General features: G+C 43.6%; 12 protein-coding genes. 5 read left to right on the forward strand and 7 right to left on the reverse strand.

What is annotated here, in order from left to right; translation table 11 throughout:
• Positions 1 to 42 precede the first annotated feature (42 nt).
• The 3 genes from GD631_RS19060 to GD631_RS19070 all read right to left on the reverse strand — a co-directional run bounded on the left by GD631_RS19060 (position 43) and on the right by GD631_RS19070 (position 3796).
• Entirely contained in the window at positions 43 to 567 is a 525-nt protein-coding gene (locus GD631_RS19060) for a biotin/lipoyl-containing protein (RefSeq protein WP_004314803.1), read from the reverse strand.
• A gap of 30 nt (positions 568 to 597) precedes the next feature.
• A complete protein-coding gene (gene accC / locus GD631_RS19065) occupies positions 598 to 2109 on the reverse strand; it encodes an acetyl-CoA carboxylase biotin carboxylase subunit (protein ID WP_143259564.1) in 1512 nt (503 codons plus the stop codon).
• A 142-nt stretch (positions 2110 to 2251) separates the two neighbouring features.
• Positions 2252 to 3796 carry an acyl-CoA carboxylase subunit beta gene (locus GD631_RS19070; protein WP_143259563.1) on the reverse strand — a complete coding sequence of 515 codons (1545 nt, stop codon included), beginning with the start codon at positions 3794 to 3796 and terminating at the stop codon, positions 2252 to 2254.
• Between the two features lie 248 nt (positions 3797 to 4044).
• Between GD631_RS19070 and GD631_RS19075 the strand changes: the two genes are divergently transcribed.
• The 4 genes from GD631_RS19075 to GD631_RS19090 all read left to right on the forward strand — a co-directional run bounded on the left by GD631_RS19075 (position 4045) and on the right by GD631_RS19090 (position 8299).
• Positions 4045 to 4632 (forward strand): DUF3575 domain-containing protein, encoded by a 588-nt coding sequence (locus tag GD631_RS19075; protein ID WP_143259562.1) that lies wholly within the window; start codon positions 4045 to 4047, stop codon positions 4630 to 4632.
• Between the two features lie 24 nt (positions 4633 to 4656).
• Entirely contained in the window at positions 4657 to 6108 is a 1452-nt protein-coding gene (locus GD631_RS19080) for a DUF3868 domain-containing protein (protein ID WP_143259719.1), read from the forward strand.
• A gap of 92 nt (positions 6109 to 6200) precedes the next feature.
• Positions 6201 to 7700: an L-lactate permease gene (locus tag GD631_RS19085; protein ID WP_143259561.1), complete on the forward strand. Its 1500-nt coding sequence runs from the start codon at positions 6201 to 6203 to the stop codon at positions 7698 to 7700.
• Between the two features lie 287 nt (positions 7701 to 7987).
• Entirely contained in the window at positions 7988 to 8299 is a 312-nt protein-coding gene (locus GD631_RS19090) for a hypothetical protein (RefSeq protein ID WP_143259560.1), read from the forward strand.
• A gap of 37 nt (positions 8300 to 8336) precedes the next feature.
• Here the strand turns inward: GD631_RS19090 and GD631_RS19095 are convergent, their stop codons facing one another.
• From GD631_RS19095 to GD631_RS19110, 4 genes are read right to left on the reverse strand one after another with little or no spacing between them, the layout of a single operon-like run.
• Entirely contained in the window at positions 8337 to 9446 is a 1110-nt protein-coding gene (locus GD631_RS19095) for an AAA family ATPase (protein ID WP_143259718.1), read from the reverse strand.
• Positions 9421 to 10155, reverse strand: a complete 735-nt coding sequence (locus GD631_RS19100) for an RNA ligase family protein (protein WP_143259559.1) — start codon at positions 10153 to 10155, stop codon at positions 9421 to 9423. The genes GD631_RS19095 and GD631_RS19100 overlap by 26 nt, the downstream gene beginning before the upstream one ends.
• A 43-nt stretch (positions 10156 to 10198) precedes the next feature.
• Positions 10199 to 10819, reverse strand: coding sequence for a peptide chain release factor H (gene prfH / locus GD631_RS19105; protein WP_118219459.1), 621 nt, complete (start codon positions 10817 to 10819; stop codon positions 10199 to 10201).
• Positions 10820 to 10823: 4 nt separating this feature from the next.
• Positions 10824 to 12221, reverse strand: coding sequence for an RtcB family protein (locus tag GD631_RS19110; RefSeq protein WP_143259558.1), 1398 nt, complete (start codon positions 12219 to 12221; stop codon positions 10824 to 10826).
• A gap of 514 nt (positions 12222 to 12735) precedes the next feature.
• Between GD631_RS19110 and trxA the strand changes: the two genes are divergently transcribed.
• Complete coding sequence (gene trxA / locus GD631_RS19115; protein ID WP_143259557.1) at positions 12736 to 13233, forward strand: thioredoxin; 498 nt, start codon at positions 12736 to 12738, stop codon at positions 13231 to 13233.
• Positions 13234 to 13282 lie beyond the last annotated feature (49 nt).

Here is a 13282-nt window from a genome sequence, read left to right on the forward strand (position 1 = left end):
TTTTTGAAGATAAATACGCAAAAACCAGTTTTTTTTTGAGAATCATTCAATTACCATGATCCGGTCGTTCAATCCCACCTTCATGCCATCTTCCACAAATACTTCTTTGACTACTCCATCCGTCACCGAACGTATCTCATTCTCCATCTTCATTGCCACCAATACACAAAGCGGATCGCCACGTTTCACACTGTCTCCTTTCTTCACATACGTCTTCAGTATTACTCCCGGCATCGGTGCCTGTACCACCTGACGCCCTACGGATTCAGCTGCTGTGCGGGCATTATGTATCTTCTCCATTTCTCCCTGCAATTCAATCTGATAAAGTTCTCCTTTATTCATAATCGTATATGAATTATTGGAAGAAGGAGAAATTTGCACTCCATGCGAGTGATGATCGATGATGATCGAATGGATAGAGTCGCCACCCATGTTATAATCGACCTCATATATTTTGCCATTGACTGCAATCTTCTTGATTGGTCCGTCCTCCAGTATTTCCACCTTATATTCACTGTCTGGCATGTCCTGAAGCTTGGCGTAATATGTAGCTAATGTTGTACCCATAACCTGTTTCGTTATTTTTTAATTTTCAATTCAATAATTATTAGCAGTCATCTGCAATTTACCATAATACTTCCAGAGCGATTCGCCCACCACCGGAAGTGTTGTAGCACGGGAAGCCGCTTCCTTCTCCCGTTCGTAGTGTCTCACTGCGGCAGCAATGACAGCCACTGTCGGATCGGTATTCTGACGGCGTTTCAAATCTTCCTTATCAAAGCGCGTATCAATAAACGTTGTATCATATTCGCCTTTCAGGAAAGCTGCATTCTTCAATACACGTTGATGGAAAGGAATCGTTGTTTTAATTCCCAAAATCTTATACTCGCGCAAAGCACGTGCCATATTGGAAATGGCAGAAGTACGGGTACGTCCCCAACAACAGAGTTTCGCAATCATCGGGTCATAATGCAGAGAGACTTCGAATCCGGCATAGGCGGCACTGTCAAGACGCAGGTTACGCCCTTCGGGAGCTTCACGAACAGTAATCACCCCGGGAGAAGGCATAAAGTTATTCTCCGGATCTTCCGCATAAATACGACATTCGATAGCAGCTCCGCTAAACTGAATATCATCCTGTTTATAAGGTAACGGATTTCCGGCGGCAACTGTTATCATATCCCGAACCAGGTCAACTCCCGTACACTCCTCCGTCACAGGATGTTCTACCTGCAAACGAGTATTCATCTCGAGGAAATAGAAATTTTGGTCTTTATCCATCATAAACTCCAATGTCCCGGCACTGTAATAACCTATTTTCTTACAGGCTTCCACAGCAACCTTCAACATTTTCTTTCTCGTCTCTTCTTTCACAAAAGGGGAAGGACTTTCCTCAATCACTTTTTGGTTACGACGCTGAATAGAACATTCACGTTCGTAAAGATGGACCACATTTCCATATTTATCTCCCATGATCTGAACTTCAATATGATGCGGGTTCTCGATGTATTTCTCAATATATACCGCATCATTGCCAAAAGAGGTCCCCGCTTCGGATTGCGACAAACGAAGAGCCGTTTCCACTTCCTCCTCCGTACGTACCAAGCGCATTCCTTTTCCTCCGCCTCCGGCAAGTGCTTTCAGCATAATGGGATACCCCACTTCATTGGCCACCTTCTTCACTTCATCAATCCCCTGCACGGGTGTCTCGGTTCCGGGAACAATGGGTAACCCTGCTTCACGCATAATCTTACGAGCTTCTGTCTTGATTCCCATTTTGGAAATAATGTCCGCACTCGGTCCGATAAAAATCACTCCTTCTTCTTCACAACGGCGGGCAAAATCCGCATTCTCCGACAGGAAACCATATCCCGGATGAATAGCCGCTCCGGTCTTTTTGGCAATGGACAATATCAATTCCGGCTTCAGGTAGGAAGTATCTTCGGGCGATTCGGAGATGCAATAGGCTTCTTCCGCATAACGTACATGCAAAGCTCCGCGGTCTACATGGGTATACACAGCAACCGTTGCGATATTCATCACCCGACAAGTACGAAAGATTCGCATCGCTATTTCACCGCGGTTGGCTACTAATATTTTCTTTATCATAATCTTTTTCTTTTTAGAAGTAAAAACTGAAAAGAGCAATTTAATAATATCAGGCACAGACTACGCGGATTACACGTTTTTTAGAATAAAGGTTACCATAGCAACCGTGAAATCCGTGCCTGAATTCAATCCACAAACAGGCTTACAACGGTAAATTAGAATGTTTCTTAGGAGGATTCGATTGCCGTTTGTTGGCAAGCATCTCGAAACTTCGAATCAACCGCAAACGAGTTACCGCCGGATCAATCACTTCGTCCACATATCCCAATTCCGCTGCCCGGTAAGGATTGGCAAACTTCCCGCGATAATCATCCTGAAGTTCTTTCCGTTTCTCGTCGGGTTTCCCGGCTTTATCTATTTCCTTATGGAAAAGGATATTCACAGCTCCATCCGGCCCCATCACCGCTATTTCGGCAGTAGGGAAAGCAAGATTGACATCTCCACGGATATGCTTGGAGCTCATCACATCATAAGCGCCACCGTATGCTTTGCGGGTAATAACCGTAACTTTCGGCACTGTGGCCTCACAATAAGCATAAAGTAATTTCGCCCCGTTACGGATAATTCCACCATATTCCTGATCAATTCCCGGAAGGAATCCCGGCACATCTACCAATGTCAACAAGGGGATATTGAAAGCATCGCAGAAGCGGACAAAACGGGCAGCTTTGACAGATGCGTTAATATCCAGTGTACCTGCAAGTACCAATGGCTGATTGGCCACCACCCCCACTGTTTTTCCATTCAGCCGGATATAGCCGGTCACAATATTCGCTGCATATTCTGCCTGAAGTTCGAAGAAACTATTATCATCAGCCACTGCTTCAATCATTTCTTTTATATTATACGGCTGATTCGGATTGGTTGGAATCAAATTAGCCAGTTCCGGAGTCAGACGGGTCGGCGAATCGTTTGTAGCTACAAACGGAGGCTCTTCCATATTATTTCCCGGCAGATAGGAAATCAATTCACGAATATAATTGATACACTCAATATCATTCTCCGCAGAAAGATGGGCTACCCCGGACTTTGTCATGTGCACGCCTACTCCGCCGAGCTCCTCTTTAGTGACTTCTTCCTGTGTTACACTTCTCACCACATCCGGTCCTGTAATAAACATATAACCGGAATTTTTCACCATCAGGATAAAATCAGTCAATGCAGGAGAATAAACCGCACCTCCGGCACAAGGTCCCATGATTGCGCTAATCTGCGGAATCACTCCGGATGCCATAGAGTTGCGCAGGAATATCTCGGCATATCCGGCCAAAGAACGTACCCCTTCCTGAATTCGTGCACCGCCCGAGTCATTCAGTCCGATGATAGGCGCTCCCATCTGCATAGCCATGTCCATCACTTTACAAATTTTCTTAGCGTGCGTTTCCGAAAGGGCTCCACCAAATACGGTGAAATCCTGTGCAAAGACATAAACCAGGCGCTTGCCAATCATACCGTATCCCGTCACTACCCCGTCTCCGGCAAATTTCTGCTTTTCCATACCGAAATCGGTACACCGGTGGGTTACCAACTTATCCAGTTCGATAAACGAACCTTTCTCCAATAATAAATCGATGCGTTCACGGGCAGTCAGTTTGCCCACAGAATGTTGTTTTTCAATGCGAGCGTCTCCGCCGCCTTTTTCTGCTTTCCTGTTCAGTTCTTCCAGGTTGTTAATAAGCTCTTTCATAGGCTGTAGTTATTAAAGTTGTATGTGTGTGTAAAAATAAACAGTAATATATGAAATCATTGTCATATTGATTACACAAGAGTACTTTTATATAATGAACGCATCATGTGCGGAAATTGTTAGCATTTATGCCTTAAAACATCTTTATCCATTCATTGATGAAGCTTTTTTTGCAAGTTGCGACAACAAACTTCCCCGCTTTTCTGTTTATCGCTTATCATTTTTAATAAAACCTATACCCTAACAAAATGAGAACAATTAAAATCTTATTAGCAGCCGGTTTCCTGCTCGTGTTCGGTACAAGCATCCATGCACAGGTACAACGGAATGAAACCTATCTACCCAAATTTGCCATCAAGACCAATGCTCTCTATTGGGCAACTTCCACTCCCAACTTAGGAATCGAAGTTGGACTGGCAAAGAAACTGACGCTCGACATATCCGGTAACTACAATCCATGGAAGTTCGGTGATGACCGTCAAATCAAACACTGGCTCGTCCAGCCGGAATTGCGCTACTGGCTCTGCGAGCGTTTCAATGGAAGTTTCTTCGGTTTGCACGGACATTACGGAGAAATGAATGTCAGCAATCTGAATATATTCGGAATGGGGCACGACCGTTACGATGGCAACCTGTACGGAGCTGGTATTTCCTACGGATACCAATGGATCATAAGCAGACGCTGGAGCATGGAAGCAACCATCGGAGTGGGATATGCCCGTCTGGAATATGATAAATATGCCCGTGATTGTAAATGTGAAAAGCTGGGACATAACACCCGCAATTATTTCGGTCCGACTAAAATCGGCCTTAGCTTCATTTATGTCATCAAATAATCGAACTCTCTAAAACTTACAATGATGAAAAGAAAACTTATTTATCTATTTATAGCTTTCGCAGCCGCCATCCTACCGGCTCATGCACAAAAATTCCTGAATGACGCGCTCACTCTTTCGAACGTATCTTTATGGCAACAAGGTAACTCTCTCTATGTTGGCATGACTTTCGATATGAAGAACCTGACGATAGGTTCCGCACGAAGTTTAAGTCTGACCCCACTGCTGACAGACGGGCAACATAACGTTCCTCTTCAGGAAATCATCATCAATGGCAAAAGACGCGAAAAAGCATATATCCGCGGATTGGCAATCACCAAACAAGAACCAACCGCTATCATCGTTCCTTATAATAAAAGGGAAACTTTCAATTATACACAGGTAATTCCTTATAAATCCTGGATGGCTAATGCCAGCTTGCAGCTGGTAGAGAATCTATGCGGATGCGGCAATTATCAGGAAATGAACGCACAGGAGCTGATTACCAATGATGTATCTACCGAAGCCAAACGTTTAAGTGCCATGTCGCCTATCATTGCCTATATCCAGCCAACCGTAGAAGTGGTTAAAAACCGCAGCGAACAATATGAGGCTCATCTGGATTTCCCGGTCAACAAATCGGTGATTCTTACCGATTTCATGAACAATCATGCCGAATTGGTAAATATCCATGCCATGTTTGACAAAATACAGAATGACCGGAACCTGACCGTAAAAGGTATCAGTATCGAAGGCTTCGCCTCACCGGAAGGCCCCCTTGCCTTCAATGAGCAACTTTCTAAAAAACGTGCGGAAGCTTTGAAAGATTATCTGGTCAAGAATGAAAAAGTATCTTCCAAACTATATAAAGTGACTTTTGGTGGTGAGAACTGGGATGGATTGGTAAAAGCGCTTCAGTCTTCTTCAATGAAGGATAAGGAAACGTTCCTGAACATTATCAAGAATACGACTGACGACGCCAAACGTAAACAGGAAATTATGCGTGTAGGTGGCGGAGCTCCTTACCGTACCATGCTGAAGGAGATTTATCCGGGACTGCGTAAAGTGAATTGCAAAATCGACTACACCGTTGTTAACTTCGATGTTGAACAAGGACGCATCATTATCCGGGAAAATCCGAAATACCTTAGTCTGAACGAAATGTATCAGGTAGCCAACAGCTATCCGAAAGGCAGCAAGGATTTCGTTAATGTATTCGATATTGCCGTACGTATGTATCCGACTGATGCCGTAGCCAATCTGAATGCAGGAGCTGTCGCATTATCACAAAAAGACTTGAATGCAGCAGTAAAGTTTATGGAAAAAGCCGACCACAGCACTGCTGAATTCATCAACAATACCGGAGTCTACAATTTCCTTAACGGGGACATTAACCGTGCCATGGCTGCATTCGAGCAGGCAGCAAAGCTAGGTAACGAAGCTGCGCTGGCCAACTTAAAACAATTACAACAAATTCTTAGCGTGAAGATGAAATAAACAGAAAAATCTTTTTATCCAACCGACCAAAGTGGGACGTTTGTTTGTTATATCAATAATAAACGACGTTCCACTTTTTAAATCTGATAATTATGACCTTGATCCTTGCCATTATTCCGGTGTTACTGTTGATTATACTAATGGCATTCTTTAAAATGCCGGGTGACAGAAGTAGTATCATTTCTCTGATCGTGACGATGCTAATTGCTATTTTCGGCTTCGCTTTTTCAGTAGACAATCTGTTTTACTCCTTTTTATATGGGGCATTAAAAGCCGTCTCTCCTATCTTAATCATTATTCTGATGGCTATTTTCAGTTATAACGTATTGTTGAAAACAGAAAAGATGGAGATTATCAAACAGCAATTCGCTTCTATTTCTACCGATAAAAGTATTCAGGTGTTATTACTGACTTGGGGATTCGGGGGACTACTGGAAGCGATGGCCGGCTTCGGGACAGCAGTTGCTATTCCGGCAGCCATTCTTATCAGTCTGGGATTTAAGCCTATCTTTTCGGCAACCGTAAGTTTGATTGCCAACAGTGTAGCCACAGCTTTCGGAGCGATCGGGACTCCGGTATTGGTGCTGGCCAAAGAAACGAATCTGGATGTATTGCATCTTAGCACGAATGTCGTATTGCAGTTATCCGTTTTGATGTTCCTGATTCCGCTGGTTTTGCTTTTCCTTACTGACTCCAAACTTAAATCACTTCCCAAAAATATATTTCTTGCCTTATTAGTAGGCGGAGTCTCTTTAGTCAGCCAATATCTGGCTGCCAAGTATATGGGTGCTGAGTCTCCGGCCATTATCGGCAGTATTCTTTCGATTATCGTGATTGTTCTTTATGGAAAACTGACTGCCTCTAAAGAAGAGAAAGCACGGAAAAGCCATCTGAAAACAAAAGATATACTGAATGCATGGAGCATCTATTTACTGATTCTATTTTTAATTATTCTAACCAGTCCCCTCTTCCCGGGATTGCGTCATACATTAGAGAATAACTGGATAACCCGAATCAGTTTGCCCATCAATGCTTCCACCGTCAATTATACCATTTCCTGGCTGACTCATGCCGGAGTATTGCTTTTCATCGGAACTTTTATCGGTGGATTGATTCAAGGGGCTAAAGTAAAAGACTTGTTCATCGTTCTTTGGAATACAGTGAAGCAATTAAAGAAAACATTCATCACAGTGATCTGCCTTGTGGGATTATCCACAATCATGGATAGTGCCGGAATGATTGCCGTGATTGCCACGGCACTGGCTACGGCTACAGGAAGTTTGTACCCGCTGTTTGCTCCGGTCATCGGTTGCCTAGGAACGTTTATCACCGGAAGCGACACCTCTTCCAACATCCTTTTCGGAAAGTTGCAAGCAAGTGTTGCAGGGCAAATTCATGTTAGTCCGGATTGGCTGTCTGCTGCAAATACAGTAGGTGCTACAGGGGGTAAGATTATCTCCCCGCAAAGTATTGCTATCGCCACTTCTGCGGGAAACCAACAGGGAAAAGAAGGGGAAATACTGAAAGCGGCTATTCCATATGCGTTGGTATATGTGGCGATTACCGGAATTATTGTTTATATTTTCAGTTAATTACCCGAAAATAGAAGAAGATAATAATACTGTTAACAAAGCGTGATAATGCTTCCGCTTAACCATTAGATGTTAAAACATTTAGTTCGTTTTGGCACAGTTATGAATATATTTTATTCATTACCAATATTAAGAATCAGCCTTCTTATTACTGATAAACTACCGTCTTATCGTATACTTTATTTCTATTTATTAATCGCCGACTATAGTTGTCTGCCTGGCTGGCTATAGTCGGCTGATTAGACAACAATAGTCGACCAGGTGGACAACTCTAGTCGGCTTCTTAGATGCAAGCTGTTCAATTTGCTAAGATTGACAATGCCGATGCGAAGGTTACGGGCTGTGAAAGTGCAAACTGTGGGGATTGTGAAGGCGTGAAGGGCGTGAAGAAAAGACTTTTCTTTATTTGTTCACAGAAAACACCTATCAAACAGATGATTACCATCCGTGAAGGATGTGAAGGAGGAGAACTGAACTTTCTTTATGCTTGTCCCATTTTTCTATATGGCGGTTTCGTACCCCCATGTAGGATGTTAATGCACCTACTGCCTGTTGTGGATGGTGAAGAACAATGGGACAGGCGGATTACAGTTAGTTAGCGATTGACTTGAAAAGCCGTAGTATAGAAACCTTTGCTTATACCACATGATAGATCACTTCATGTGCTTCCGTCAGTAGAGGAACCTCCAGCTTATCCAACATCTTATCCAATACAGATTCAGGAAGTGCATATTCCCTGCTTTTATTTTGTTGACGCCAAGTGTGATATGGCTGTTCCAGATAGACTATCTTCACTTTCGCACCATAATCAACAAACAAATCAATCAGTTGGGCACGCATCTGACGAGTTATGTTAGTAGCATTCCAAACAAAATCCTGTCCTTTACGAAGATACGTCCTGGCTTCTTCCTTCGCCATTTGCACTACCCGTCCATTCGCCGACTTATCTGTGGGACTCAATTTGTACTTTCGACGAATGGCGTCCAAACTCACCACCGGCATATCCATACCAGCAGATTGGATATAATAGTCTTTCCCCATTCCCGGAAGTCCTGACAAAATCGTCACTTCACATTTAAACTGTTCGTGAGGAATATAATCAATATAGCTGTCTTCTGCATGGAAATAATGAAAGCGTGCACAATCTGTGGCAAACTCTCTCGGTTTACTCCAACAATCTTGTTCGCGGCAGAAAATCTCAAACAGTTCCACAGCTTCCAACAGTTCATTCTTATCTTCACAAATACGCCCTCTGACATCAGCGTCAGCCAACATCTTCAGCAATGAAGTATCTACCCGTAAAGAAGCTTCACAGAGTTTCTTTACAGAATCCGGCTTCTCCATCAGCCAAACAGGCAATCCATGATACCGGACTAAAGACGCAATCTGTTCCCGGATATGGAACGGAGCTGGACAATCCCGGTATAAAATAGTACGGGCAGTGTACTCTCCTTTTCTGGCATGACCTTTAGCAGATACCCGTCCCTCTCCTTCATCCACGGAAGTCGAACGCTTTTCAACATCATGCAACAATGCAGATGTCCAAATAATTTCTTTCTCCAAGGTGGAGAGAGTATGATAAGCAGAAGACTGCCGCAATGCTTCCAACACCATACGGGTATGCTCGGCCACACTTCCCTCCGCATGATAACGAGTATCCTGCGGGACGACATTCATTTCCCGTACCCACTCGAACTGTCGTTCGAGTGAGCACCATGATTTATCTTCTATCAATTTCCAATTCATCATTATCCTCCTTTTCATTACTTAATTCCCAGACAAGCGGGGCACGTTTCCAATTACGCGTCCAATGCTCGTCTGTTTTGACGTGTCCTTTTCGCACATATTTAAACACATGATGCGCAAATTCGCTTACCGGATATTCCTCGATATTGCGGCTGACTACTCCTTCACGAGTACAAGTCTCTTTCGTCCACGGATCACATGACCCGAAAACAGACGGGTCTTGTGACATATCGATGATTTCCTGTTTTAAAAGCTCCGGCGTTAAACCGGAAACAGGTTCTATCTTCAACTCCGGAACAGTAGGCAAGTCAAATAAAGCTGCATAAAACTTCACTTCTTCCCATGACAACCATTGATCCATGCAACGAACCGCAAAGATATAAAAATGCGTTTCTAATCGCTGATATTCAATAGAATGTATGGCGTATAGATTTTCTCCAAAGATTTCTATATCACCCAAATCATTCTTTATCAATTCCCAACGTTCCCGCAGTTGCCTCGTCCAGGGTGAAGTGGTGGGAGCCGCATGCGAACGGGCAAAGACACCCCACTGACTTAAACAATTATTCTCTCCATCCAACTTCTCAGTATGCACTAATGTCTTAATCCGTTGGATATCTTCCCAATACGTATGATTAATCCGGTCATCACTAGTCGTTCCGGGAGAGAACGGATAGTGATAGGTACGACCATATTTCTCTGATATCATCTTCTTCTTTTTTTTAATTAAATACTCATTCTTTTTTGCACAACTAAACGAGTGATTCCTGAATCACCTTCACCGGATTCCCCCGCTGAAGATGATTGTGACTGACCCAGTTTTCCTGTGCCTGAATCATGGCTTGTTCCATCGTCCAGGACGAAAGTTTCACTAACAAACGTTCTGTTGCCAATTTCTTGTTCTGCCATTGCGAGCGTTGGTCGGAAGCTACCACACTCATTCCCGTAGGAATATGCACCGCACGAACTGCCGATTCTGTCTTGTTGACGTGTTGTCCGCCAGGTCCGGAAGCACGCAAGGTTTCATAACGGAAATCATGTTCCGTAACCTCCTGACTCTCGGACAAAACAAACGAATGAACACCAACAAACCAGTTTTTCCGCTTATGATAAATGCGATACGGACTTTGAGCTATCCATTGCACTGTTCCTTCCCATTCATCCACCACTTCATCACAGGCTGCCCCTTGAAGGGAAATGACAGCCGAAAGCAAAGTACGGTTCACCGGTCCTACCTCCCGCTCTATCATTTCCACTTTCAAGCCTCTCGCTTGTGCTTGTTTCACGATTCTTTCGAGCACTAAAGCCACTACCCGGCAACATTCCGCAGGTCCTCTGCCGGAAGTAATTTGTAAATAGACTTTTTCTTTCATCGCATTACTCCTTATTCATTCGTACAATGCGAGGCATAAATTTGCCTTGGACTTCCACCAGTGTCTCCTGCGTATACATCACTCTGTCAATGTCCTTGTATGCCAGCGGCATTTCTTCCACGCTCCCACCAATCAAAGTTACTCCTGCTTGCGACAGTAACTTCTTCAAAGCCGATTGCGTAAAACTATCTTTTGCCTGTTGGCGGGACATTGCCCTGCCGGCTCCATGAGAGGCCGAATTCAACGCTTCTTCCACCCCTTTGCCACAAACCAGATAACCCGGGGTAGCCATACTTCCGGGAATCAATCCCGCTTGTCCCTTTTGTGCCGGAGTAGCCCCTTTACGATGGACGATTGCCATACGCCCCGGTATTATTTCCTCTTTCCAAGCAAAGTTATGATGGTTATTGACATTAGCGAGAGGCTTCAACCCTAAGGCTTTCGCCAAATTCAAATGAATCCGTTCATGACAGGCACGGGCATAATCACCTGCCAGATTCATACTCATCCAATACTCCTGCCCCTCTTCCGTGTTCAAATCCAACCAGGCAAAATGTTGTGCTTCACGGGGAAGCCTGCACACTTCACGTGCCAGCAGACTGTAATGTTTTGCAATGGCAGCCCCCAACCCTCGTGAACCGGAATGTGACAGCAACGCCAAGTAACTTCCTTCCGGAAGATTCAGCACGTTTTTTTCTTGCAGAGTGATCTCGCCGAACTCTACAAAATGATTGCCACCACCGGAACTCCCCAGTTGACGGACGGCCTTTCCATGCAAATCCCTCAATAAAGACGTCAGACGGAATTCCTCCCTATCCAACACTTCATGTTCCTGCTCAAAACCCAATCCGCCATCCATACCGAAATGGGTGAAGTCTTTCAAAGCTTCTTTCATCTGATAGGCATACCGTTTCAGAAAATCTGCTCCGGCATCGAATACTGTCAGACTCATCCGGCAGCCGATATCAACTCCTACAGCATACGGTATCACCGCATTATCCGTAGCAAGCACTCCACCGATAGGCAACCCGTATCCGGCATGAGCATCAGGCATCAATGCTCCGGCCACTGTTACAGGCAAGCGCATAGCCAGGTTCATCTGTTGTTTGGCAAGCGTCTCGATAAATTTACCTCCATAGGTTTTATACATCAATGGCTCATCCAGTAAATCATAAGCTATAAACTCTTTCGCTATTATAGTCGGCGAAAGGCGTTCGGCCAGCTTATTCCATATTTCATTGTTTTTGTAAGATTCGGGATGCTCGAGTATATCGCTCAATGTCATTTCAATCTGTTCTTTTGTGTTATATTTGCAATGTTTGCTCACAATGTCCACTACCAGACTACGGGCAACATTATCCCGGTATCCCAGTTTACTTAAATCTTTTAATCGTATTCCCATACTCTTTTTTCATTCGCATACAGCATTCCCTGTCAGCCTCACCGGCAGACGACGATGCAATACACGTGATACCAATGCTTAGGATATGGATATAAAACACCCTCCCACTGCATTGAAGTGATTAATTTTAAAAATAATAATGTGATTGCAGGACTAATCAACCATTGCCGCTTGTTAGTAGAATTGCGGTCAATGTAAGAACCATCAGTTCAATATAAAAAATAATAAGTTGCAAAGCCTCATCCTCCCGACGAGACAACTTAGTCCTAATTTGAAAATATTATAACTCCAACATAATTAATACCCTTTCCATCAATTTTAAAGGGTGAATACTCATTTTATCGCGGCAAAAGTAGTGCTTATTTTTATATCTTCCAAAGATTAATAGACAAATTTTAGTGTTCAATAACTATCCGAGGGAAGTTTTGCCAAGAGTTTCTGTCAAATTGCTATTTTATGGTCCTCTTATATCGCCTATCTTTACATCAGATAAAAACAAAAAGAAAGATAATATATGAAACGGATAAAAAGCTTATTAAGTGTCTTCATCTTGACACTGGCAGCCACGGCTTGCGCGGGAAACAGCGGAGAAAATAAAAAAAGCAATGAACCAACAAAGGAGGACAATAAAATGGAAGTAGTAGCATTAAATAAAGCAGATTTTTTAAAGAAGGTATATAACTATGAAGCCAATCCGAACGATTGGAAATTTGAAGGCAGCCGTCCTGCCATCGTAGATTTCTATGCTACCTGGTGCGGTCCCTGCAAAGTGATGCACCCGATTCTGGAAGAACTTAGCAAAGAATATAGCGGCAAAGTAAATATCTACCAGATCGATGTGGACAAAGAACAAGAGCTGGCAGCGGCATTCGGTATCCGCAGCATCCCTACCCTATTGATGATTCCGATGAAAGAGGAACCGAGAATCATGCAGGGAGCTATGCCTAAAGACCAGCTTAAAAAAGCAATTGATGAATTTCTTCTGAAACAAAATAACGAAGCAAAGCAATAGACTTCGACTTTTTTCTCGTCATGGGAACTGCCCTCTATTCGTCTTTTGA

It is taken from the genome of Bacteroides luhongzhouii, assembly GCF_009193295.2.
In the GTDB taxonomy this organism is placed as follows: Bacteria; Bacteroidota; Bacteroidia; order Bacteroidales; family Bacteroidaceae; genus Bacteroides; species Bacteroides luhongzhouii.

What these genes read in the sequence shown, in the direction of transcription:
- GD631_RS19070 (WP_143259563.1), bottom strand. Translation starts at nt 3,796, where the DNA reads ATGAAAGAGCTTATTAACAACCTGGAAGAACTGAACAGGAAAGCAGAA.
- GD631_RS19060 (WP_004314803.1), bottom strand. Translation starts at nt 567, where the DNA reads ATGGGTACAACATTAGCTACATATTACGCCAAGCTTCAGGACATGCCA.
- GD631_RS19085 (WP_143259561.1), top strand. Translation starts at nt 6,201, where the DNA reads ATGACCTTGATCCTTGCCATTATTCCGGTGTTACTGTTGATTATACTA.
- GD631_RS19075 (WP_143259562.1), top strand. Translation starts at nt 4,045, where the DNA reads ATGAGAACAATTAAAATCTTATTAGCAGCCGGTTTCCTGCTCGTGTTC.
- prfH (WP_118219459.1), bottom strand. Translation starts at nt 10,819, where the DNA reads ATGAAAGAAAAAGTCTATTTACAAATTACTTCCGGCAGAGGACCTGCG.
- GD631_RS19110 (WP_143259558.1), bottom strand. Translation starts at nt 12,221, where the DNA reads ATGGGAATACGATTAAAAGATTTAAGTAAACTGGGATACCGGGATAAT.
- GD631_RS19100 (WP_143259559.1), bottom strand. Translation starts at nt 10,155, where the DNA reads ATGATATCAGAGAAATATGGTCGTACCTATCACTATCCGTTCTCTCCC.
- GD631_RS19095 (WP_143259718.1), bottom strand. Translation starts at nt 9,446, where the DNA reads ATGAATTGGAAATTGATAGAAGATAAATCATGGTGCTCACTCGAACGA.
- GD631_RS19090 (WP_143259560.1), top strand. Translation starts at nt 7,988, where the DNA reads ATGCAAGCTGTTCAATTTGCTAAGATTGACAATGCCGATGCGAAGGTT.
- GD631_RS19080 (WP_143259719.1), top strand. Translation starts at nt 4,657, where the DNA reads ATGAAAAGAAAACTTATTTATCTATTTATAGCTTTCGCAGCCGCCATC.
- trxA (WP_143259557.1), top strand. Translation starts at nt 12,736, where the DNA reads ATGAAACGGATAAAAAGCTTATTAAGTGTCTTCATCTTGACACTGGCA.
- accC (WP_143259564.1), bottom strand. Translation starts at nt 2,109, where the DNA reads ATGATAAAGAAAATATTAGTAGCCAACCGCGGTGAAATAGCGATGCGA.